Annotated in this window: 20 protein-coding genes and 1 pseudogene; 9 read left to right on the forward strand and 12 right to left on the reverse strand. The window is 62.7% G+C overall.

Features of this window, described 5'->3' with window-relative positions:
- Position 1: 1 nt before the first annotated feature.
- From D906_RS04995 to D906_RS05005, 3 genes are all read right to left on the reverse strand, one after another.
- Positions 2-163: a DUF1328 domain-containing protein gene (locus tag D906_RS04995; protein ID WP_003252966.1), complete on the reverse strand. Its 162-nt coding sequence runs from the start codon at positions 161-163 to the stop codon at positions 2-4.
- Positions 164-205: 42 nt separating this feature from the next.
- Positions 206-496 (reverse strand): hypothetical protein, encoded by a 291-nt coding sequence (locus tag D906_RS05000; protein WP_019099193.1) that lies wholly within the window; start codon positions 494-496, stop codon positions 206-208.
- 174 nt (positions 497-670) lie between these two features.
- Positions 671-1492 (reverse strand): BON domain-containing protein, encoded by an 822-nt coding sequence (locus D906_RS05005; protein ID WP_019099194.1) that lies wholly within the window; start codon positions 1490-1492, stop codon positions 671-673.
- A gap of 211 nt (positions 1493-1703) precedes the next feature.
- Here D906_RS05005 and algB point away from each other — a divergent pair, with 211 nt between their 5' ends.
- Positions 1704-3050 (forward strand): sigma-54-dependent response regulator transcription factor AlgB, encoded by a 1347-nt coding sequence (algB, locus tag D906_RS05010; RefSeq protein ID WP_019099195.1) that lies wholly within the window; start codon positions 1704-1706, stop codon positions 3048-3050.
- Positions 3047-4828 (forward strand): KinB sensor domain-containing domain, encoded by a 1782-nt coding sequence (locus D906_RS05015; RefSeq protein ID WP_019099196.1) that lies wholly within the window; start codon positions 3047-3049, stop codon positions 4826-4828. The genes algB and D906_RS05015 overlap by 4 nt, the downstream gene beginning before the upstream one ends.
- Positions 4829-4867: 39 nt before the next feature.
- Here the strand turns inward: D906_RS05015 and D906_RS05020 are convergent, their stop codons facing one another.
- The 7 genes and pseudogenes from D906_RS05020 to D906_RS05050 form a co-directional block, all read right to left on the reverse strand.
- Complete coding sequence (locus D906_RS05020; RefSeq protein ID WP_019099197.1) at positions 4868-6472, reverse strand: EAL domain-containing protein; 1605 nt, start codon at positions 6470-6472, stop codon at positions 4868-4870.
- A gap of 78 nt (positions 6473-6550) precedes the next feature.
- A complete protein-coding gene (locus D906_RS05025; RefSeq protein WP_019099198.1) occupies positions 6551-7339 on the reverse strand; it encodes an N-acetylmuramoyl-L-alanine amidase in 789 nt (262 codons plus the stop codon).
- A gap of 81 nt (positions 7340-7420) precedes the next feature.
- Positions 7421-9349: a GGDEF domain-containing protein gene (locus D906_RS05030; protein WP_019099199.1), complete on the reverse strand. Its 1929-nt coding sequence runs from the start codon at positions 9347-9349 to the stop codon at positions 7421-7423.
- 27 nt (positions 9350-9376) lie between these two features.
- Positions 9377-10209 (reverse strand): annotated as a pseudogene (locus D906_RS05035) (endonuclease/exonuclease/phosphatase family protein).
- Positions 10210-10243: 34 nt separating this feature from the next.
- Positions 10244-10876 (reverse strand): thiol:disulfide interchange protein DsbA, encoded by a 633-nt coding sequence (gene dsbA, locus D906_RS05040; protein WP_019099201.1) that lies wholly within the window; start codon positions 10874-10876, stop codon positions 10244-10246.
- A 151-nt stretch (positions 10877-11027) separates the two neighbouring features.
- On the reverse strand, positions 11028-11645 hold the full coding sequence (locus D906_RS05045) for a cytochrome c (RefSeq protein ID WP_016712846.1): 618 nt from the start codon (positions 11643-11645) through the stop codon (positions 11028-11030).
- A 31-nt stretch (positions 11646-11676) separates the two neighbouring features.
- Positions 11677-11979: a cytochrome c5 family protein gene (locus D906_RS05050; RefSeq protein WP_016712845.1), complete on the reverse strand. Its 303-nt coding sequence runs from the start codon at positions 11977-11979 to the stop codon at positions 11677-11679.
- A gap of 201 nt (positions 11980-12180) precedes the next feature.
- On the opposite strand from D906_RS05050, the gene yihA reads away from it, so the two are divergent.
- Entirely contained in the window at positions 12181-12813 is a 633-nt protein-coding gene (gene yihA, locus D906_RS05055) for a ribosome biogenesis GTP-binding protein YihA/YsxC (protein WP_019099202.1), read from the forward strand.
- Between the two features lie 412 nt (positions 12814-13225).
- Here yihA and polA read toward each other — a convergent pair whose 3' ends face one another.
- Positions 13226-15973: a DNA polymerase I gene (gene polA / locus D906_RS05065; RefSeq protein ID WP_025754201.1), complete on the reverse strand. Its 2748-nt coding sequence runs from the start codon at positions 15971-15973 to the stop codon at positions 13226-13228.
- Positions 15974-16048: 75 nt separating this feature from the next.
- Between polA and D906_RS05070 the strand changes: the two genes are divergently transcribed.
- Both D906_RS05070 and D906_RS05075 read left to right on the forward strand, forming a co-directional pair.
- The gene (locus D906_RS05070; protein WP_013970316.1) at positions 16049-16336 is read left to right on the forward strand and encodes a DUF2782 domain-containing protein; all 288 of its coding nucleotides are present in this window, start codon (positions 16049-16051) and stop codon (positions 16334-16336) included.
- Between the two features lie 69 nt (positions 16337-16405).
- Positions 16406-17356 carry a homoserine kinase gene (locus D906_RS05075; protein ID WP_016712843.1) on the forward strand — a complete coding sequence of 317 codons (951 nt, stop codon included), beginning with the start codon at positions 16406-16408 and terminating at the stop codon, positions 17354-17356.
- Positions 17357-17468: 112 nt separating this feature from the next.
- On the opposite strand, the gene D906_RS05085 is transcribed toward D906_RS05075, so the two are convergent.
- The gene (locus tag D906_RS05085; RefSeq protein ID WP_050587716.1) at positions 17469-18425 is read right to left on the reverse strand and encodes a zinc ABC transporter substrate-binding protein; all 957 of its coding nucleotides are present in this window, start codon (positions 18423-18425) and stop codon (positions 17469-17471) included.
- Between the two features lie 18 nt (positions 18426-18443).
- Here D906_RS05085 and zur point away from each other — a divergent pair, with 18 nt between their 5' ends.
- The 4 genes from zur (at position 18444) to D906_RS05105 (ending at position 21309) form a co-directional block, all read left to right on the forward strand.
- On the forward strand, positions 18444-18929 hold the full coding sequence (zur, locus tag D906_RS05090) for a zinc uptake transcriptional repressor Zur (RefSeq protein ID WP_019099205.1): 486 nt from the start codon (positions 18444-18446) through the stop codon (positions 18927-18929).
- Positions 18926-19699 (forward strand): zinc ABC transporter ATP-binding protein ZnuC, encoded by a 774-nt coding sequence (gene znuC, locus D906_RS05095; RefSeq protein WP_019099206.1) that lies wholly within the window; start codon positions 18926-18928, stop codon positions 19697-19699. The genes zur and znuC overlap by 4 nt, the downstream gene beginning before the upstream one ends.
- Positions 19692-20474, forward strand: a complete 783-nt coding sequence (gene znuB / locus D906_RS05100) for a zinc ABC transporter permease subunit ZnuB (protein ID WP_019099207.1) — start codon at positions 19692-19694, stop codon at positions 20472-20474. The genes znuC and znuB overlap by 8 nt, the downstream gene beginning before the upstream one ends.
- Before the next feature lie 127 nt (positions 20475-20601).
- Entirely contained in the window at positions 20602-21309 is a 708-nt protein-coding gene (locus D906_RS05105) for a PA5502 family lipoprotein (protein WP_019099208.1), read from the forward strand.
- The last annotated feature ends 42 nt before the right edge of the window (positions 21310-21351 follow it).

Below are 21351 nucleotides of genomic sequence, written 5' to 3' on the forward strand. Positions count from 1 at the left end.
TTCAACCTCGTCCACGTCCAAAGAAGAAGGAGGCTACGAACAACACCAGGAAGACAATGAACAGGATCTTCGCGATACCCGTCGCAGCGCCCGCGATACCACCGAAGCCCAGTACGGCAGCGACAATGGCGATGATGAGGAAAGTGATAGCCCAGCTCAGCATGGTGGTTCTCCTTTCTTTTTCAGAATCGGTGCGGCCGGCAGGTCAGAAGACCCAACGGTCCTGGGGTACGACATTTTCCAGGGTGGCCGGTGAGGCGGAGGCCTGGCCGGCAGGCGATGGCTCAGCTGCCTTGACCAGGGTATTGGCACGGGTCGCCTGAATCTGCGTCAACAGCGCAGTCTGCGCTGCCACTTGCTCAGCCAGACGCGCGGTCTGCCAGCTGTAATAGAAAAGGCCAGCGGCCAAGGTCAGCAGCAGCGCCATGCCGACAGACAACATCTGGCGCAGGGGCAGGGCGACGTTCTGCGAGCGGTTGACGGATTGGCGGTTCATGCCGGCTCCTCCTGCTGTAATTTTTGTTCAAACCTGAACAGGTAATTGCAGCCTGCATGCCAGCCTTTTGATTTTAAAAAATACGTTTAAAATCAATAACTTATAATTAACATAAACATTCGACAGGGACGTATCCTGCACGATGCCGCCCGAGGGGTCGTGCGAATTGCACGATCAGCCTTCCGCTTTCGTCGCCACTTTGAGCAGGTCGGCATCCACCCCGCGCACGCCAATGATCTGCCGGGCGATCTCCACGGCGATGGTTTTCTGCTCAGCGCTGACAACCTCGCCCGACAGCCGCACCATGCCCGCTTCACTGGCAACTTTCAGCTTCAGGCCATCGAGGTTACGGCTGAAGCGGTAGCTGTTCTGGATCTTGTCGATGATCCAGCTGTCGCCTGGCTGTGGACCCGTTGGGGCCCCTACCGGTGTTTCGCGGGCCTTGGCCATGGCGGCGGTATCGAGGCTGACCAGGTTGTTGACCAGGTACACTCCGTCGGTGGTACGCGCTATCACGCCGGCCAGCTCCTTGGCTTCGGCGCTGTCGACCTTGCCGCGCAAGGTCACCACGCCTTCGCTACTTTGTACTTCTATAGGCGCCTTCTCGGTGGTGCGGCTCCACAACAGCCGGGCACGGATCACCGCCGCCAGGGTGGCGTCCTCCAGGCGTTGGGCGTAGGCACGTAGCGCCAACGGACGCTCAACCAGTCGGGCGTTGACCTGCAGCTGGTTTTCCACGTGTTCGATGCCCCGTGTGGCACGGGCCACATCTTCGGCCAGCTGCCGCTCTACCTCGTTCTCCACCTCGCCGGAAAGCCGTGCATGCTTGCCGTCTACATCAACCCTGATACGGAACGGGTCAAGCATGCGGTTCAAAGACAGGGCGGTTTGCAGGGCGCCTTCCAGGCGCGCGTCCCGCACAGGGTCGGCGATAGCCGGGGTGAAAACGGGCAGCAGGGCGGCTGTGAACACGGCTGTACGCAAGGAAAAGAGCATGGCAGTGCCTCCTTTTTTGGGCAAAAGGTAAAAACCTTCGCAACCAATGTGCCACTGCATACCTCTAAGCAAATCAATGGTATTTCACGGCCTGCAGTAAGCATCAGGCCATTGGCTAGCATGCAAAGGGCAGAATCCTTCAGAATTGACCATGCAACTTGCCCGATTTTTCCCACACTAAATGAAGATCTATCCCTAAGGAGCGCAGGAAATGGAATCAGCCCAGGACAACCAAGGCCGCATTCTGCTGGTGGATGACGAGTCCGCGATCCTGCGCACCTTCCGCTACTGCCTGGAAGACGAAGGCTACAGCGTGGCCACAGCCAACAGCGCGGCCCAGGCCGAAACGCTGTTGCAGCGCCAGGTGTTCGACCTTTGCTTCCTGGATTTGCGCCTGGGCGAGGACAACGGCCTGGACGTACTGGCGCAGATGCGCATCCAGGCACCCTGGATGCGTGTGGTGATCGTGACCGCGCACTCGGCAATCGATACAGCGGTGGATGCCATCCAGGCCGGCGCCGCCGACTACCTGGTCAAGCCATGCAGCCCCGATCAGTTGCGCCTGGCCACCGCCAAGCAGCTGGAAGTGCGCCAGCTTTCTGCGCGCCTGGAGGCCCTGGAAGGCGAAATGCGCAAACCCAAGGACGGCCTGGACTCGCACAGCCCGGCCATGATGGCGGTGCTGGAAACTGCCCGCCAGGTCGCCACCACCGACGCCAACATCCTCATTCTTGGCGAGTCCGGTACAGGTAAAGGCGAGTTGGCCCGGGCCATCCATGGCTGGAGCAAACGTGCCCGCAAAGCCTGCGTGACCATCAACTGCCCGTCGCTGAACGCCGAGCTGATGGAAAGCGAACTGTTCGGCCACACCCGTGGCGCCTTTACCGGTGCCAGCGAAAGCACGTTGGGGCGGGTCAGCCAGGCTGATGGGGGTACGTTGTTCCTCGACGAGATCGGCGACTTCCCGCTGACCCTGCAACCCAAGTTGCTGCGGTTCATTCAGGACAAGGAATACGAGCGCGTGGGCGACCCCGTGACACGGCGTGCAGATGTACGCATCCTGGCCGCCACCAACCTCAACCTGGAAGAGATGGTGCGCGAAAGCCGCTTCCGCGAAGACCTGCTATACCGCCTGAACGTCATCACCCTGCACCTGCCGCCCCTGCGCGAGCGCAGTGAAGACATCCTGACCCTGGCCGACCGCTTCCTTGCCCGCTTCGTCAAGGAATACTCCCGCCCCGCCCGGGGCTTCAGCGACGAAGCGCGCAACGCCCTGCTCAACTACCGCTGGCCCGGCAACATTCGCGAACTGCGTAACGTGGTAGAGCGGGCCAGTATCATCTGCCCGCAGGAGCGCGTGGAAATCAGCCACCTCGGGATGGGCGAACAACCGGCTGGCAATGCCCCGCGTGTCGGTGCCGCGCTGAGCCTGGACGAGCTGGAGCGCGCCCACATCGGCGCGGTGCTGGCTGCCAGCGACACCCTCGACCAGGCCGCCAAAACCTTGGGCATCGACGCCTCCACCCTGTACCGCAAGCGCAAGCAGTACAACCTATGAAGTGGCCGCCCATGAAGCTGCGCACGCGGCTTTTCCTGAGTATCTCGGCACTGGTCACGGTGGCCTTGCTCGGGCTGCTGCTGGGCCTGGTCAGCGTGCTGCAGATGGCTACCGCGCAACAGCAGCTGGTGCGTGACACCACCCACGTCCTGGAAGTGGGGCTGAAGTTGCGGCAGAACCTTGGCGAACAGTTGACCCTGATCCTTGATGAAGGCACGGCCCCGGAAAACCTCCGGCTGCTGCAAGAAAACTTCCAGGCCTTGCTGAACCAAGGCCTGGAGCAAGGCGGAGAGCGCACCGGCTTCAGCAAGGCCGGCAGTAACTACCAGACGTTCCTGCAAGCCTACCGTGACAGCCCCGCGCCCGCTCGTAGCATGGGTGTCGACCACCCCTTGGGGGCCGCCTTCAACCAGGTGCGTACCGACCTGATCGATTCCCACAAACAGGCGCTGGACCTCATCACCCGCAGCGAGGAATACAGCCGTGACCGCGCCCTGCTGGTCAGCGGTGTGCTTGGCCTGATGGGCCTTGTGGTGCTGGTGCTGGGCTTCATTACTGCGCACAACATCGCCCGACGTTTTGGCCAACCGATCGAAGCCTTGGCCAAAGCAGCCGACCAGCTGGGCAAGGGCAACTTTGACGTCACCCTGCCAGTCACCCAGGCCACCGAGCTGAACCAGCTGACCCGCCGCTTTGGCATCATGGCCGATGCCTTGCGCAAGCACCAGGCCACCAACGTCGACGAACTGCTGGCCGGGCAGCAGCGCCTGCAGGCCGTGCTCGACAGCATCGACGATGGCCTGCTGATCATCGACCGCCAGGGCCGCCTGGAACACCTCAACCCGGTGGCGCAGCGCCAGCTGGGCTGGAATGATAGCCGCGTGGGCAGCAGCCTGGCCGAAGCCCTGCGACGGCCGGAGCTGGAGCAGCAGCTGCGTCAGGTGCTGCGCGGTGGCAATCTGGACCGCCCGCCGGAAGACCTGACCATGGAGGTGGATGAAGAAACGCGCTTGCTGACCTACAGCCTGACCCCGGTGAGCCACCCGCAAGGGCCGATCCTTGGCGCGGTGATGGTGCTGCACGATGTGACCGAGCAACGGGCCTTCGAACGCGTGCGCAGTGAGTTCGTACTGCGCGCGTCCCACGAACTGCGCACCCCGGTAACCGGCATGCACATGGCCTTCGGGCTGTTGCGCGAGCGAGTCAAGTTTCCGCCTGAGGCACGCGAGAATGACTTGCTGGAAACCATCGGCGAAGAAATGCAGCGGCTTACCCAACTGATCAACGACCTGCTCAACTTCTCTCGTTACCAGAGCGGGCTGCAGAAACTCGACCTGGCCCCCTGTGCCATCGACGAATTGCTGGAGCGCGCACAACTGCGTTTTGCCGAACAGGCGGCAAACAAGCAGGTTGAACTGGTCAAGGCACTTGAACCACCGCTCCCGCGTATTCAGGCCGACGTTGCGCAACTTGATCGGGTTCTGGACAACCTGCTGCACAACGCCATCCGCCATACCGCCAACGGCGGGCGCATCCGCCTGCATGCGCGGCGGCATGCCGAGCGGGTGATCATCAGCGTCGAGGACACAGGCGAAGGGATTGCCTATGGGCAGCAAGGGCGCATTTTCGAGCCGTTTGTACAGGTAGGGCGCAAGAAGGGCGGTGCAGGGCTAGGATTGGCGCTGTGCAAGGAAATCGTGCAGCTGCATGGCGGGCGCATGGGCGTGTTTTCCCGGCCAGGGCAGGGGACACAGTTCTACATGGCGCTGCCAGTTTGAGTATCGCCTGTGCCGGCCTCTTCGCAGGCGCAGGACTTCTCAATGTTCAACCCGACGCGGCAACTGCCCGCGGGTCACCAGCTCGGCAAACTGCCGGGCGTTTAGCGGTCGGGCAAACAGCCAGCCCTGGCCGTAATTGACCCCTTCACTGTTCAGCAACACCGCCTGGTCCTCGCATTCGATGCCTTCGGCAATCACCCGCAGGTGCAGGTCATGGGCCATGCGAATGATATGCGGGGCAACCCCGCTGCTGGCGGCATCGTGGCCCAGCGCATCGATGAAGGCCTTGTCGATCTTCAGGCAATCCACCGGCAGGGTTTGCAGATAGGCCAGGCTGCAATAGCCGGTACCGAAGTCGTCGATCAGCACCTGATGCCCCACGGCGCGTAGCGCCTGCAGGTTGTCACGTGCCACCACCACGTCGATCAAGCCGCGCTCGGTCACCTCGAACGCAATCTGGCTAGCGGCCACCCGGTGCAGGGCCAGCAGGCGCGCCGCCACCCGGCCAATACGCGGCACCATCACATCGCAGGCGGCCAGGTTCACCGATATGTACAGTTTGGGGTGCGACCGCAGCAGCTGCCCCAGCTGTTCGAGGACGCGCTGCAGGACAAAGTCAGTGATCTGACATATCTGCCCGGTGTTTTCCGCCAATGGGATAAACAGGTCCGGGCTGGTCAGCGTGCCATCCGGGCGGCGCCAGCGCACCAGAGCCTCGGCGCCTACACAGCGCCGTGTGTCGAGTTCGAAGATCGGCTGGTAGAGCACCTGCAGCTCTCCACGGCGCAAGGCATTCTGCAACTCCGAGCTCATCGACCGCCGTTGCAGGATCAACTGCAGCACCAGCCAGCCGATGCAGCAGGCAGCCAACACGCTGCCAGGGAACAGCAGCCAGAGCATGCCATTCATTCTCAACGGCAGGCTGGCCCGTGGGGCAATCAGCACCAATTGGTAATCCGGCGACTTGGTGGGCATGCGGTAGATCAGCCGGTCACTGAGTTCGAGCAACGACTTGTGGCTGGTCGACCAGGCCGAGGGCGGCGGCCACACCTGTGGCGGGCCGAGCACGGGTATGGCGCGGGCACCGTTGTCCAGCACCACTACCAGGCTGCCGCCCGGTGGCAGGTCGACCACGTCGGTCAGGTGCCCACGCGAGGTGGAGACCACGAACTTGCCCCGGCCCAGCATCAACGCAGCCAGGTTCTCGTTCGGCTCGGTCGTGGTGTTCAACCAGTAGCTGTAGGTCGGCCCTTGGATGTCGGGTGCCCGCAAAGGCTCGAATGCCCGCTCATCGCCACGGTTGGAGCAGGCGACGTCACCATCCACATAGGCCGCTTCATAAATGAACCGCGAACTCAGGCCAACCTGCTGCAACGCCGCCAACATCGCCGGGCTGCAGCCACGCAAGGGTTGGGCCTGCAGCAGGTCGACCCCTTCGCGCAACTGGCCGAATACCTGCTCGAGGCGGTCGAGAAAACGCTCGCCCTGGGCGTTCATCTGTTCGCTCTCGCTTTGCTTCATCTGCTGCAGGGCAATGCCGATGCTGGCAGTAAGCAAAAGTGCTGCGCTGGCCAATGCTGCCAAGGTGGCCAGCATCCAGGGACGGTAAAAAAATTGGCGCAGCGTAGAAATGAGAGCTGACATCGAAGGCATCCAGTTGATTACCAAGGTATAGCAACTGGATCAAGAATCATCCTCGCCGTTTAGCGCCTCGCTGCGGGCTCAACGCATCCGGTTGAGCACCTGCAGCATCGCTGCCGTCTGCGCATCGGGCATGCCGTCGAAGCGCTGGGGACGGAAGCGCATCTGGAACGCAGCAATCACGTGGCGGGTGGCGACATCCAGCACCCCGGTCTGCTCGACTTGGTAGCCAAACCGCGCCAGTTCCTGCTGGTACCAGCCCACGCTTGGCGGGTTGACGCTGAAGTAGGCCTGTTGGCGCGCCACGGCATTGGCATCAGGCCAGATACCCAGCCCGGCATCGGCCAGGCGCTTCCATGGGAACAGCGGCCCCGGGTCCAGCTTGCGTGATGGTGCGATATCACTGTGACCAATGATGTGCCGAGGCTCGATGTTGTTACGTTTGACGATGTCCTTGAGCAGCGCGATCAGCGACTGAACCTGCGCTTCGCTATAAGGGTGCCAGACCCGGCCATTCGGCGTGTCGGTGAAGCCCGGGTTGACGATCTCGATCCCGATGGACGACGAGTTCAGCCAGGTGCGCCCCTGCCATTGGCTGTCGCCGGCATGCCAGGCACGACGGTTTTCATCCACCAGTTGATACACCGTGGCCGGACCGTCGCCGATCAGGTAATGGCTGCTGACCTCACCCTGGGTAAGCAACGCCAGGGAGCGCTCCAGGGATGCATTGGTGTAATGCAGTACAACGAACTGGATGCGGTTGTCCTGGTTGGCCGAGGGGTGGCTGCGGTCGATGCGCAACCCCGTCGAACATCCGGCAACAGACAACAGCAAAAAGCAAATCAGCGTTTTTTTAAGCGTGGAAAGCACGTCAGTGGCCTCAGCGAATGAGGGCTACAGTATAACGTGCTCCCCATGGCCGCGCTTACCGTGGATCAGTGTTAGCAAACGCTAGCTCTGCTCGACGCGGTTACGTCCCAGCTCCTTGGCCCGGTACAGCGCCGCATCGGCGCGCTTGAGCACCTGGTCGCCACGCTCGCCAGAGCGAAACGCCCCCAGGCCGATAGAGGTGGTGATCACCACCCGCTCGCCCTTGAAGTGGAACGGGCAGGCCTCCACCGTGGCGCGCAGTACTTCCGCCATCTGGGCCGCTGCCGCGGGTGAAGTCTGCGGCAGTAACAGGACAAACTCTTCGCCCCCGAAACGGGCAATGAAGTCACGACCACGCAGGCGTTTGCGCAGCTGGTCAGCAACAATCTTGAGCACCTTGTCCCCGGCCAGGTGCCCATAGCTGTCGTTTATGCGCTTGAAGTGGTCCAGGTCGAGAATCGCCATGGCCAGATGGCCGCCGGCCTCTTGCCATTCGAGTATTTCGCGTTCTACCCGCTCGCTCCAGGCCGCACGATTGGGCAAGCCGGTGAGCGGGTCGAGCAGGGCTTTTTGCCGTTGCTCTTCCAGGTGTTCACGGTAGCCGAGCGCTTCATGCTCCATGTTCGCCACCCGTTCCGACAAGCCTTGCAGGCGCCCTGCCAGCTCCTGCTCGCGGCGATCACGCTCAAGCTTGTGCTCGTCCATGGTGACCAATAGGCCTTCCAGCCGGTTTTCCAGGATGTGCTTGAGGCTGTCCACATCGGCGGCGCCTTGCACGCTGCTTTGCAAGCCGTCGACGTGCTCGCGCAGCTGGGTATCCAGTTCGCGGGCAGCGCTGCTGTTGTCGGCATGGCCGGCGCTGGCCTCCTGCAGGTGGCTCTGGAAGCCTTCCAGGCGTTCGTTGAGCTGTTGCAGGTAGGTTTCGAATTCGTGCTGGCCGCTGTCGGTTATTGCCAGCATCAGCACAGCCAGGTCATCCAGCACCGGGATCAGCTCGTACCAGTTCAGGCCACGGGCAACCCGCTCGCGCATTTCCAGCGCCTGGGCCTTGTGCCGCTCGGGCAGGCTGAGGTCATCAAGCAGGCCGATCAGGGTCTGCTCGATGTGCGCGGCAACCTGGCTGTAGGGTGGCTCGACGGCATAGGGCAGGGCATAGGGGCCATCTTCGCCGAACGTCTCTTCGAGCGTGGGTGCCGGTTGTGCTGCTGCCATAGGTTCGCTGGCGGTCGCGTCAGGCTCCAGTACGTCCTCCTGCAGCGGGTGCGGGACGGCGAGTGTTTCAGCCGTTTCGATCAGCGCTGGGCCCTGTAGCTCCGGCTCGGGTTCCGCCGCTACGGTCGCTTCGGTGACAGGGGCCGGCAACGGTTGCAGCGCATCCACATCGTCGGGCTGCGGGGCTTCAAGAGGGGGCTGCGCAACCTGAGGCGGCGCTTCGGCAGCAGGCACTGCCACCGGCTCAGGGACTGGCTCGCCTTGCGGGTCATCCTCGCGGCTACCGAACAAGCGCTGCAAGAAACCAGGCCGGGCTTCATCCTCCGTTTTACCAAGCGCCGACAGGGCACGGCCCTGCAAACCACTCAACTCGCCCAGCAGCGGCGGCAGATCGCGGGACTGGGCAACTCCACCCTCGAGCTTCTTCGCCAGTTTTTTCAGCGGACGCGAGATATCGCTGGGCAGCGACAGACCTTGCAATTGGCCAACCAGCGCGGCGAGCGCATCGCTGACCTGGTTCATGCGGGTTTCGCGGCGCTGTTCGGAGTCCAGCACCGCCTTTTCAAGGCGCGGGATCAAACCGGCGAGGCCGGCGTCCATGTTGTCACTGCGGATGACTTCGCGCATTTCCTTCATGCACGCGTCCACCACCTTGTCACTGCCTTCCGCAGCCAGGCTGCTGCGCACCAGGCCACGACGAAGCAGGTCGAGACGGGCGTCCCACCGGCGTTCGAGCTTTTCTTGCTGCTCGATGCTTTTAAGGTATTTTTCTTTCCAGCGCTCAGCGTCTTCAGTCATGCCCGGGTCCGCAAACGGTGATGGCAATTAGCTCAAGACCGGCAGCGTATCCACAGTCAATGCATCAGGCAATCGAATCTCGACTGCAACGGGAAGGTGGTCGGAAATTGGCCGCGCCAGCACCTCGACACGCTCCAGCGTGAGGCTTGGGCTGAGCAGGATATGGTCCAGGCAACGCTGTGGTCGCCAGCTGGGGAAGGTGGCCTCGACTTGCGGGGCAATCAGGCCCAGGTCGCGCAGCGGCGAGTGCTCCAGCAGGTCGGTGGCATGGGTGTTCATGTCGCCCATCAGCACCTGATGACGATAACCACCAATCAGCTCGCGGATATAACCCAGTTGCAGGGCACGCGTCCTGGCGCCGAGCGCCAGGTGCATCATCACCACGATCAACGCATCCTCGCCCTCACCAAAACGCACCAGGATCGCCCCACGGCCGGCCGGGCCTGGCAACGGGTGGTCTTCGAGCACCTGCGGCTTCAGGCGGCTGAGCACGCCATTGCTGTGCTGGGCGAAACGCCCGAGGTTGCGGTTGAGTTGCTGGTACCAGTAGGGGAAGGCCCCCAATTGAGCCAGGAGCTCGACCTGGTTGATGTAACCCGAGCGCAGGCTGCCACCGTCGGCTTCCTGCAAGGCCACCAGGTCGAAGTCGCCCAGCAGTTCGCCGATTTTCTGCAGGTTGCCGGCACGCCCGTTATGCGGCAGCAAGTGCTGCCAGCTGCGGGTCAGATAATGCCGGTAGCGTTCGGTGCTGATGCCAACCTGAATATTGAAACTGAGCAGCCGCAGCCGACCATCCTCGGGCAGGCCAGAGGCCTGCAGGTGATGCTCGTTGACCTGCGGCTGGTGCAGGCCAATGCCACGCGTGGCTCGGAAGCGGGGCATGGGTTACGCCGCTTACTTAGCGGCGCGCTCCTTGTCGATCAGCTGGTCGGCAACGTTCAGCACGCCTTCCGGCCCGCCAGCGGTGCCCAGGTCGAAGCGGTACTTGCCGTTGACGACCATGCTCGGTACGCCGGTGATTTCGTACTTTTTCGCCAGCTCTTTGGCCTGGTTGACCTGGCCCTTGATGGCGAATGAGTCGAAGGTGGCGAGGAACTTGTCCTTGTCCACGCCTTGGGTGGCGAGGAAGTCGGCCATGTCGTTCTTGTCGGTCAGGCGTTTGTGTTGGTTCTGGATGGCATCGAACACCGCCGCGTGAACCTTGTGCTCGACGCCCATGGCTTCGAGGGTGAGGAACATCTGGCCGTGGGCGTCCCATGGGCCGCCGAACATGGCCGGTACGCGCTTGAAGTTGACGTCCTTGGGCAGTTTTTCGACCCATGGGTTGATGACCGGTTCGAAGTGGTAGCAATGTGGGCAGCCGTACCAGAACAGCTCGACCACTTCGACTTTGCCAGGCACGGAAACCGGAACAGGGTTGCTCAGCTCGATGTATTCCTTGCCGGCGACAGGCTCGGCGGCCTGGACGGCAGTCATACCGAACACGCTGGCGGCGACCAGCGCAGCGCTGAGAATCAGTTTACGCATGCTTTACTCCTGAGCAGTCATGGGTCGCCACGACGCGACCTGCACTAGGACAGGCCGGGAAGGGCTCGAGTTCTGTAGTGTAACGGCTGCGGACTGAAAAAAGGGCGGCCCGGCCGCCCTTTCATCATTGGCCTACAACATTAACTGAAAGTTAATGCAGGCCCTGGATGTAGCTGGCCAACGCTTCGATGTCGTGGTTGCTCAGCTTGCCGGCGATGGTGCGCATGGTCATCGCATCGCCATCGTTGGTGCGGTTGCCTTCGCGGAAGTCCGTGAGCTGCTTGGTCACGTACTGCGAATGCTGCCCGCCCAGGTGCGGGAAGCCAGCCAGGGCGATGCCCGCGCCATTCGGTGAGTGGCAGCCTGTGCAGGCCGGCATGCCTTTTTCCAGGTCGCCGCCGTTGAACAGCGCACGGCCACGCTCGACCAGCTTGGGATCGGCGGCCCCCACGCTGCCTTTCTGGCTGGCGAAGTAGGCGGCAATGTCAGCCAGGTCCTGGTCGCTGAACGCGGCCAACATGCCGGTCATTTCCAGCACGGTGCGCTTGCCCGACTTGATGTCGTGCAGTTGTTTTTCCAGGTAACGCTGGCCTTGGCCGGCCAATTTAGGGAAGTTCGGTGCCAGGCTGTTGCCGTCGGGGTTGTGGCAGGCGCCACAAACGGCCGTCTTGGCCTGGCCGGCGGCGGCATCGCCTTTGATAGGTTGCGCAGCAGTGGCCGCACCTGCGACACCCAGGGTCAACAGCAGACTCACGACTAGTTTGTTCATCAGCTAATCCAACACGGCTAAGGGTGAAATGTTATGTATCGGGACTGCCGCTCATCCAAAGGATGACCAAACGGTAGTCCTCGGCACTGCAGTCCATGCACAATCCACGCGGCGGCATAGCCTTGAAACCCTGGGTCACGTGCTTCACCAGTACCTCCATGCCTTGCGCCAGCCTTGGCTCCCATGCTGCCCGGTCACCCCGTCTGGGTGCCTGTGGCAACTGCCCGGTGTGACAGGCCGCACACGTGCGGTTGTACAACACCTCGGGATCCTGTGTAGCCTGTGCGCTGAAAACCGGCAGGAACATACCGACAGCAAGCAGCCATTTCGCCATGCGGAACGACCTTCAGGGTTGGGGGCCGCGCTGCGTTCTGTTGCGCGAGCTATTGTTCGACACCCCATGCTCCTTCCCCTTCGCTGGGAGAATGAGCACACAAAAACTGGGGCATTATATACTTCCGCCATCCAAACGGAAACGACACCGCTTGCCAGGCTCGGGCCTTCAGAGTCAGGCAACACCCACATCGGATATCCCATGCAAGTCAAGAACCCCATCCTCGGCCTCTGCCAGAAAGCCAAATTCGCCCTCAGCGCAGCCAAGGTCGAACAATGCCCGGACGACCAGGGTTACGAGGTGGCTTTCGCCGGCCGCTCCAACGCCGGCAAATCCAGCGCCCTCAACACCCTGACTCATGCCAGCCTGGCGCGTACCTCGAAAACCCCCGGGCGCACCCAGCTGTTGAATTTCTTCAGTCTGGACGATGAACGGCGTTTGGTCGACCTGCCGGGCTACGGTTATGCAAAAGTGCCGATTCCGCTCAAGCAGCACTGGCAGAAACACCTGGAAGCCTACCTGGGCAGCCGTGAGTGCCTGCGTGGCGTGATCCTGATGATGGACGTGCGCCACCCGATGACCGACTTCGACAAAATGATGCTCGACTGGGCCAAGGCCAGCAGCATGCCGATGCACATCCTGCTGACAAAGGCTGACAAGCTGACCCACGGCGCGGGCAAGAACACCCTGCTCAAAGTGCAGTCGGAAATCCGCAAGGGCTGGGGTGATGGCGTGACCATCCAGCTGTTCTCGGCGCCCAAGCGCCTGGGCGTGGAAGACGCCTACAGGGTGCTGGCAGACTGGATGGAGCTGGAAGACAAGCCGGTAGCCTAAGACTAGAGCATCCCTGTGGGAGCGGGCTTGCCCGCGAAGATTCCAGCGCGGAGCATGGCCTGGGCTTCGCCCAGGTTTGCGGGCCAGCCCGCTCCCACAGTGTACTTCGCCAGGTTCAAGTCAAATTCCGGGCAAAAAAAACCCCGGACTTCGTATGGGGAGGGGGAAGTTCGGGGTCCAAGTCCGGACCGCTAGGGCGGGGTCCAGATATCTGCCAACACTTAACACAACATAGGAGCATCGAAGGGCTTCACCAGCCATTCAGTTACTCTGAGTTCCGCTTCACCGGTTTAGTTCCAAAGCCTTGAAAACTATTTGCGATAGTTTCATGAAACTTCAGCACCCATGGCACTGAGCGGTGCCAGGATCCGCGTCACTACGTCGCAGATCCTACACAGCTTTCCCCGCTCAATCAGTGAGCTTCGTCCCAATTCGCGCCAATTCCTGCTTCCACCAGCAGCGGCACATCCAGTTCCGCCGCCTTGCTCATGTGCTGGCGAATTTCATCTTTCACCTGCTGAACCAGGTCTTCACGCACCTCAAGTACCAGTTCGTCGTGTACCTGCAGGATCACCCGGGCATCCAGCCCGCTCTCGCTCAGCCAGTTGTCCACATTGACCATGGCCCGCTTGATGATGTCGGCCGCGGTGCCTTGCATCGGCGCGTTGATCGCCGTGCGCTCGGCGCCTTTGCGCAGGGCCGGGTTCTTGGCGTTGATGTCCGGCAGGTACAGCCTGCGGCCGAACAAGGTTTCGACAAAGCCTTGCTCGGCGGCCTGGGCGCGGGTGCGCTCCATGTAGGCCAGCACGCCCGGGTAGCGGGCGAAGTAACGGTCGATGTAATCCTGCGACTGTTTGCGGTCGACACCGATCTGCTTGGCCAGGCCGAAGGCGCTCATGCCATAGATCAGGCCGAAGTTGATGGCCTTGGCCTTGCGGCGTTGGTCGGTTGTGACGTCTTCCAGGGCCACACCGAACACTTCCGCGGCCGTGGCGCGGTGCACGTCCAAGTCATTGCGGAAGGCGTGCAACAAGCCTTCGTCCTTGGCGAGGTGGGCCATGATGCGCAGCTCGATCTGCGAATAGTCCGCCGCCAGCAGCTTGTAACCGGGGCTGGCGATGAAGGCCTGACGAATACGACGGCCTTCGGCAGTGCGGATCGGGATGTTCTGCAGGTTCGGGTCGCTGGACGACAGCCGGCCGGTGGCAGCTACCGCCTGCTGGTAGGAGGTATGGATACGCCCGGTGCGCGGGTTGATCTGGCCCGGCAGCTTGTCGGTGTAGGTGCTCTTGAGCTTGCTCAGGCTGCGGTACTGCATCAGCACTTCGGGCAGCGGGTAGCCTTGTACGGCCAGCTCGTCGAGCACGGCTTCGGCAGTGGATGGCTGGCCTTTGGCCGTCTTGCTCAGCACCGGCATGCCCAGCTTGTCGTAGAGGATCGAACCCAGCTGCTTGGGCGAGCCGAGGTTGAATTCCTCACCGGCCAGCTCATAGGCGCGCTGTTCCAGCTCGGCCATCTTCACGCCCAGTTCACCACTCTGTACCTGCAGCAGTGCGGCATCGACCAACGCACCCTGGCGCTCGATCTTGGCCAGCACCGGCACCAACGGCATTTCGATGTCCATCAGCACCGGCTGCACACTCGGCGTCTGCGCCAGGCGCGCTTGCAGGGCGTGATGCAGGCGCAGGGTGATGTCGGCATCTTCGGCGGCATACGGACCGGCCTTGTCCAGGTGGATCTGGTTGAAGGTGAGCTGCTTGGCGCCCTTGCCGGCGATATCCTCGAAGGCGATGGTGGTGTGGTCGAGGTACTTCTGCGCCAGGCTGTCCATGTCGTGGCGGGTAGCCGTGGAGTTCAGCACATACGACTCGAGCATGGTGTCGTACGCCACGCCGCGCATGTCGATGGCAGGCGAGCCGTTGGCCAGGATGTTGATGTCGTACTTGGCGTTCTGCCCGACCTTGGCCTTGGCCGGGTCTTCCAGCAGCGGCTTCAGGGCGAGCAGCACGGCCTCGCGGTCCAGCTGGGCCGGCGCGCCTTCGTAATCGTGGGCCAAGGGCACATAGGCTGCTTCATGTGGCTCGACGGCGAACGACAGGCCAACCAGCTGTGCCTGCTGGGCGTCCAGGCCGGTGGTCTCGGTGTCGAAGGCAAACAACGGCGCCTGGCGCAGCTTCTCCAGCCAGGCATCGAAACGGGCCTGGTCGAGGATGGTCTCGTACCTGGGCTCGGCCTTGGCGGCTGGCGCCTCTACCGGTGCCACGTCATCACCGGCCTTGGCCGCGTCACGCTGCACCTCGGCGACCCAGCTCTTGAACTCCATCTCGGTGTATAGCGCCAGCAGCGCTTCACGGTCCGGCTCGCCGCACACCAGTGCATCCACTTCGACATCCAGCGGCACGTCGACCTTGATGGTGGCCAGTTCATAGGACAGGAACGCCGCATCGCGGTGCTCTTGCAGCTTGGCCGGCAAGGTCTTGGCGCCGCGAATGGCCAGCGCCGGGACCTTGTCCAGGTTGGCGTACAAGTCGCTGAGGCCGCCGCCGATGCCGGTCAGCAGGCCCACGGCGGTCTTTTCGCCCACACCCGGCACGCCTGGAATGTTGTCGACCTTGTCGCCCATCAGGGCGAGGAAGTCGATGATGTGTTCCGGGCCGACGCCAAATTTCTCGTGCACGCCAGCCACGTCCAGCACGCTTCCGGTCATGGTGTTGACCAAGGTAATGTGCCCGTCCACCAGCTGCGCCATGTCCTTGTCACCGGTCGAGATGATCACCGGGCGCCCTTGGGCCGCGCTGCTGCGGGCCAGGGTGCCGATGACGTCGTCAGCCTCGACACCCTCGACGCACAGCAACGGGTAGCCCAGCGCCCTCACGCTGGCATGCAGCGGCTCGACCTGCACGCGCAGGTCGTCGGGCATGCTGGGGCGGTTGGCCTTGTACTCGGCGAACATGGCATCGCGGAATGTGCCGCCTTTTGCGTCGAACACCACCGCGAACAGGCTGTCGGGGTATTGCTTGCGCAGGCTCTTGAGCATGTTCAGCACACCCTTCACCGCACCGGTCGGCATGCCCTTGGACGTGGTCAGCGGCGGCAGCGCGTGGAAAGCGCGGTACAGGTAGGAGGAACCGTCCACCAGGACGAGGGGCGCTTGGCTCATGAGCAGAATCAACCTTTTCGACGGGTCCGGCGCTAGAATAGCCAGAATCATTGACGACAAAGGGACTAGGTTATCATGCGTACACTCAATCGCCTGTTACTGCTCGGCCTGTTGGCAACCATGCCTGTCGTTACCCTGGCGGCGGACGACGCCCCCTCGGCCGATCCCGAGGTGACCATTCGCACGGAAGGCGACAAAACCATCCAGGAATACCGGCAGAACGGCTTCCTGTATGCGATCAAGATCACGCCGAAAAACGGCAAGCCTTATTTCCTGGTACGCGCCGATGGCTCTGATGGCAATTTCATTCGTTCCGACCAGCCGGACATGCTGATTCCGTCCTGGAAGATCTTCGAGTGGTAATCTGACGCGCACCGTTCACATCAACCCGGCACTTCCCGGCGGAAGTGCCCGTATGGGCAATTTTTCATCATGTCAGTCTTCACCCCCGTGACCCGGCCTGAGCTGGAAACCTTTCTGGCGCCGTACGAGCTGGGCCGTTTGCTCGACTTCCAGGGCATTGCCGCCGGCACCGAGAACAGCAATTTCTTCGTCAGCCTCGAACAGGGGGAGTTCGTCCTGACGCTGATCGAGCGTGGGCCGAGCGAGGACATGCCGTTCTTCATCGAGCTGCTCGACACCCTGCACGCTGCCGACATGCCGGTGCCCTATGCCATTCGTGACCGCGACGGCAATGGCCTGCGCGAGCTGTGCGGCAAGCCTGCGCTGTTGCAACCACGCCTGTCGGGCAAGCACATCAAAGCGCCGAACAACCAGCACTGCGCCCAGGTCGGCGAGCTGCTGGCGCACATCCACCTGGCCACCCGCGAGCACATCATCGAGCGCCGCACCGACCGTGGCCTGGACTGGATGCTGGCCTCGGGTGCCGAGCTGCTGCCACGCCTGACTGCCGGGCAAGCCGCACTGCTGCAGCCGGCGCTGGATGAAATCACCGCGCACAAGGCGCAGATCCTGGCCTTGCCACGGGCCAACCTGCATGCCGACCTGTTCCGCGACAACGTGATGTTCGAAGGCACCCACCTGACCGGTGTGATCGACTTTTACAACGCCTGCTCGGGGCCGATGCTGTATGACATCGCCATCACCGTGAACGACTGGTGCCTGGATGAACACGGCGCGATCGATGTGCCACGCGCCCAGGCGCTGCTGGCGGCCTATGCGGCGCTGCGGCCGTTCACGGCGGCCGAGGCCGAGCTGTGGCCGGAAATGTTGCGGGTAGGGTGCGTGCGCTTCTGGCTGTCGCGCCTGATTGCGGCGGAATCGTTTGCCGGGATGGATGTGATGATCCATGACCCGAGCGAGTTCGAGGTGCGTCTGGCACAGCGCCAGCAGGTGGCTTTGCACCTGCCGTTCGCCCTCTGATACCGGGTCTGCTTCTTCGCGGGTGAACCCGCTCCCACAGGTACAGCGATAGGCTTGAGACTAGCGCTATCTCTGTGGGAGCGGGTTTACCCGCGAATAGGCCGGAACAGGCTTACAGCTGTTCCAGACACCCAACCAGGTCACCGCCCAACTTCTCCAGCAAGCGCTCATAGCCCTTGCCATCCACCGGGTCGGTACCGCCCAAGGCATCCAGCTCGGCCAGGCGCACCGGCAACCCGGCGGTCAGGGTCTCGGCCAGTCGTGGTCGCAGCGGCGGTTCGCTGAACACACAGGTTTTACCCACTTCCTGCAGGCGCTTGCGCATGGCAGCAACATGCTGCGCGCCCGGCTGCACCTCGGAGGCCACGCTGAACACGCCCGTGTGTTTCAGGCCGTACTCGGCCTCGAAGTAGTCGAACGCTTCGTGGAACACGAAGTACGGCTTGCCGGCGATACTGGCCACTCGCGCCTTGATTCGCCCATCCATCGCATCCAGGCGCGCATCGAACGCCTTGAGGTTGCTCTGGTAGCGGGCAGCGTTGGCCGGGTCAACCTGAGCCAGGTCAGTGGCCATTTTCGCCGCGATTACCCGCGCATTGACCGACGACAGCCACAAATGTGCATCGAGGCTGCCCGGGCGGTGATCGTGGTCATGGTCGTCGTGATCCTCTTCCTCATGGGAGTGGCTGTCCTCGCCAAAATGACGCAACTTCATGCCCGTCAGCGACTGCACGGCCACCGTGGGCTTGCTGCGGCTGCCCAGCACCCGTGGCAGGAAGTTCTCCATGTCCGGGCCGATCCAGTACAGCAAGTCGGCATCGCCTACCCGCCGCACGTCGGAAGGGCGCAGCGCGTAGTGGTGGGGTGAAGCGCCTGGCGGCAACAGCACGTCAGGGCTGCCAACGCCATCCTGCACGGCGGCGGCAATCTGCTGCAGGGGTTTGATACTGGTGAGCACACGCACATCGGCCTGGGCAGAAAATGCGATGAAAGCGACAAACAGGGCTAGGAATCGGGACACGGTGGATACTCGAGTCGTCAGAAACAGGTAACATAATAACGTCTCCATCCAGAACCGTCGCTGCCCATGTCCATCACGCCGCTGGCCAACCGTCCTCACGATCACTCCCATTGCGTACACAGCGCACTGGCTGAAGCCGACGCCTTGTGCACCCGCCAGGGCCTGCGCCTGACCGCGCTGCGCCGCCGTGTGCTGGAACTGGTGTGGCAAAGCCACAAGCCGCTGGGCGCCTACGACATCCTCGCCGTGCTCAGCGAGCAGGACGGCCGCCGCGCCGCCCCGCCTACGGTGTACCGCGCGCTGGACTTCCTGCTGGAAAACGGCCTGGTGCACCGCATCGCCTCGCTCAACGCCTTCATCGGCTGCAGCCACCCCGAGCACGTGCACCAAGGCCAGTTCCTGATCTGCCGGGCCTGCCATGTGGCCATCGAGCTGGAGCAAAGCAGCATCAGCGAGGCCATCATCAACAGCGCCAAGGGCGTGGGCTTCATGGTCGAGACCCAGACCGTAGAAGTGGTCGGCCTGTGCGGCAACTGCCGGAGCGCGGCATGAGCGATGCGCTGATCCGCCTGGAACAGGTGGGCGTTACCTTTGCCGGCGAGGCAGTACTCGACAGCATCGACCTGTCGGTGGCACCCGGCCAGATCGTCACCCTGATCGGCCCCAACGGGGCGGGCAAAACCACCCTGGTGCGCGCCGTGCTCGGGTTGCTCAAGCCGCATCGCGGCAAGGTGTGGCGCAAGCCGAAACTGCGTATTGGCTACATGCCGCAGAAGATCCAGGTCGATGCCACACTGCCGCTGTCGGTGCTGCGCTTCTTGCGCTTGGTGCCCGGCGTAGACCGCGCGGCAGCCTTGTCGGCGTTGCAGGAAGTGGGTGCCGAGCAGGTCATCGACAGCCCGATCCAGACTATTTCCGGCGGCGAGATGCAGCGCGTGCTGCTGGCCCGTGCGCTGCTGCGCGAACCTCAGTTGCTGGTGCTCGACGAGCCGGTGCAGGGCGTGGATGTGGTCGGCCAGACCGAGCTGTACAACCTCATCACCCGCCTGCGCGACCGCCACGGCTGCGGCGTGCTGATGGTGTCCCACGACCTGCACCTGGTGATGAGCGCCACCGACCAGGTGGTGTGCCTGAACCGCCACGTGTGCTGCTCGGGCCACCCGGAGCAAGTCAGCAACGACCCGGCCTTCGTCGAACTGTTCGGCCAGAACGCCCCGAGCCTGGCCGTTTACCACCACCATCACGACCACAGCCACGACCTGCACGGCTCGGTCGTCGCCCCCGGCACCCATGTTCACGGAGAGCACTGCAAGCATGGCTGATTTTCTTCTTTACGCCTTGCTTGCGGGTTTGTCCCTGGCAGTAGTTGCGGGCCCACTCGGCTCTTTCGTGGTGTGGCGGCGCATGGCGTATTTCGGCGATACGCTGTCCCACGCCGCGCTGCTGGGCGTGGCAATGGGTTTCGTGCTGGACGTAAGCCCGGCCTTGGCGGTAACCGTGGGCTGCCTGTTGCTGGCAATCCTGCTGGTCACCTTGCAACAGCGCCAACCGCTGGCCTCCGACACGCTGCTGGGCATCCTCGCCCCCAGTACCCTGTCGCTGGGCCTGGTGGTACTGAGCTTCATGCACGATGTGCGCATCGACCTGATGGCCTACCTGTTCGGCGACCTGCTAGCCATCAGCACCACCGACCTCGCCTGGATTCTCGGCGGCAGTGCGCTGGTCCTGCTGCTGCTCGCCGTGCTGTGGCGGCCGTTGCTGGCAGTTACCGTGCACGAAGAACTGGCGATGGTCGAAGGCCTGCCCGTTGCGGGCCTGCGCATGGCATTGATGCTGCTGATTGCGGTGGTGATTGCCGTCGCCATGAAGATCGTCGGTGTATTGCTGATCACTTCGCTGCTGATCATCCCCGCCGCTGCGGCGCAACGTCACGCACGCTCCCCCGAGCAGATGGCCCTGGGCGCCAGCCTGCTCGGCGTTACCGCCGTTTGCGGTGGCCTGGCCATGTCCTGGTTCAAGGATACCCCCGCCGGCCCGTCGATCGTGGTCTGCGCGGCGGTGCTATTCTTGCTGAGCCTGGCCCTGCCAAAACGCTGAAAGACAGGGCGTGTGATGGCACGCCTTGCAACCTTTTGCCGGGTAAAGGGTCTGTAAGACCTGTTTTCGAGCGTGCGCACCTGGGTGTAGACTTGCTCGCTTTTTGCGCAAATAGAGAGTCGCAGGAATGAAGCCGTTCGCCTCCCGTTATCTGCTTGTTGCCGCGTTTTCCCTGTTCCTGGCTGCTTGCTCCAGCGCGCCGGTCGAACAGGCCGCTGTACCTGCCCAAGCCGATGCCTGGCAGCAGTTGCAACAAAACATCGCCAGCAATGAGCTGGCCACCGCCGAAGACCAGCTGGCAGCCCTTCAGGCCCAGTCGCCGGATGACGCGCGCCTGGAGCAATACCAGCGTCAGTTGGCCGAAGCCTATCTGCAACGCAGTCAGATCGTCCTGCAAAAGGGCGATGTGAACGCAGCAGCTACCGCCCTGGCCCGTGCCCGTGCACTGATGCCGCAAGCCCCGGCGGTGACCGGTGGCGATCCCCTGTCCCAGGCACGCAAGGCCGAGCTGGAGAAGGCAGAAGCTGCCTTGAAAGCTGCTGAAGCGAAGCCCAAGGCACGCATCATCGACCCTACAGCGCCAAGCACGGTGGTGGCCTTGAAGACCACCGACAGCCGCGCCATGCGCCGCCAGCTCGATGACATTGCCGCCGACGTGGTGAGCTATGGCTGCGAAGTGGTGTTCCAGGTGCCGCGTACGGACGATGCCCCTTGGCTGAAGACCTTGCTGGAGAAACGCGTGCGCAAGATCGACAGTGGTTTCGAGCTGAAGCAGAAGCATGAAATTCAGCGCTCGCTGCCGGCCCAAGTGGTTTTGGTGCCGCACCCGCAATAAAACTTTAGAGCCCTATCGCCGGCAAGCCAGCTCCCACAGGTA

Source organism: Pseudomonas sp. LAIL14HWK12:I1 (assembly GCF_003202095.1).
GTDB lineage: Bacteria > Pseudomonadota > Gammaproteobacteria > Pseudomonadales > Pseudomonadaceae > Aquipseudomonas > Aquipseudomonas monteilii.

What these genes read in the sequence shown, in the direction of transcription:
- D906_RS04995 (WP_003252966.1), bottom strand. Translation starts at nt 163, where the DNA reads ATGCTGAGCTGGGCTATCACTTTCCTCATCATCGCCATTGTCGCTGCC.
- D906_RS05000 (WP_019099193.1), bottom strand. Translation starts at nt 496, where the DNA reads ATGAACCGCCAATCCGTCAACCGCTCGCAGAACGTCGCCCTGCCCCTG.
- D906_RS05005 (WP_019099194.1), bottom strand. Translation starts at nt 1,492, where the DNA reads ATGCTCTTTTCCTTGCGTACAGCCGTGTTCACAGCCGCCCTGCTGCCC.
- algB (WP_019099195.1), top strand. Translation starts at nt 1,704, where the DNA reads ATGGAATCAGCCCAGGACAACCAAGGCCGCATTCTGCTGGTGGATGAC.
- D906_RS05015 (WP_019099196.1), top strand. Translation starts at nt 3,047, where the DNA reads ATGAAGTGGCCGCCCATGAAGCTGCGCACGCGGCTTTTCCTGAGTATC.
- D906_RS05020 (WP_019099197.1), bottom strand. Translation starts at nt 6,472, where the DNA reads ATGTCAGCTCTCATTTCTACGCTGCGCCAATTTTTTTACCGTCCCTGG.
- D906_RS05030 (WP_019099199.1), bottom strand. Translation starts at nt 9,349, where the DNA reads ATGACTGAAGACGCTGAGCGCTGGAAAGAAAAATACCTTAAAAGCATC.
- dsbA (WP_019099201.1), bottom strand. Translation starts at nt 10,876, where the DNA reads ATGCGTAAACTGATTCTCAGCGCTGCGCTGGTCGCCGCCAGCGTGTTC.
- D906_RS05045 (WP_016712846.1), bottom strand. Translation starts at nt 11,645, where the DNA reads ATGAACAAACTAGTCGTGAGTCTGCTGTTGACCCTGGGTGTCGCAGGT.
- D906_RS05050 (WP_016712845.1), bottom strand. Translation starts at nt 11,979, where the DNA reads ATGGCGAAATGGCTGCTTGCTGTCGGTATGTTCCTGCCGGTTTTCAGC.
- yihA (WP_019099202.1), top strand. Translation starts at nt 12,181, where the DNA reads ATGCAAGTCAAGAACCCCATCCTCGGCCTCTGCCAGAAAGCCAAATTC.
- polA (WP_025754201.1), bottom strand. Translation starts at nt 15,973, where the DNA reads ATGAGCCAAGCGCCCCTCGTCCTGGTGGACGGTTCCTCCTACCTGTAC.
- D906_RS05070 (WP_013970316.1), top strand. Translation starts at nt 16,049, where the DNA reads ATGCGTACACTCAATCGCCTGTTACTGCTCGGCCTGTTGGCAACCATG.
- D906_RS05075 (WP_016712843.1), top strand. Translation starts at nt 16,406, where the DNA reads ATGTCAGTCTTCACCCCCGTGACCCGGCCTGAGCTGGAAACCTTTCTG.
- D906_RS05085 (WP_050587716.1), bottom strand. Translation starts at nt 18,425, where the DNA reads ATGGAGACGTTATTATGTTACCTGTTTCTGACGACTCGAGTATCCACC.
- zur (WP_019099205.1), top strand. Translation starts at nt 18,444, where the DNA reads ATGTCCATCACGCCGCTGGCCAACCGTCCTCACGATCACTCCCATTGC.
- znuC (WP_019099206.1), top strand. Translation starts at nt 18,926, where the DNA reads ATGAGCGATGCGCTGATCCGCCTGGAACAGGTGGGCGTTACCTTTGCC.
- znuB (WP_019099207.1), top strand. Translation starts at nt 19,692, where the DNA reads ATGGCTGATTTTCTTCTTTACGCCTTGCTTGCGGGTTTGTCCCTGGCA.
- D906_RS05105 (WP_019099208.1), top strand. Translation starts at nt 20,602, where the DNA reads ATGAAGCCGTTCGCCTCCCGTTATCTGCTTGTTGCCGCGTTTTCCCTG.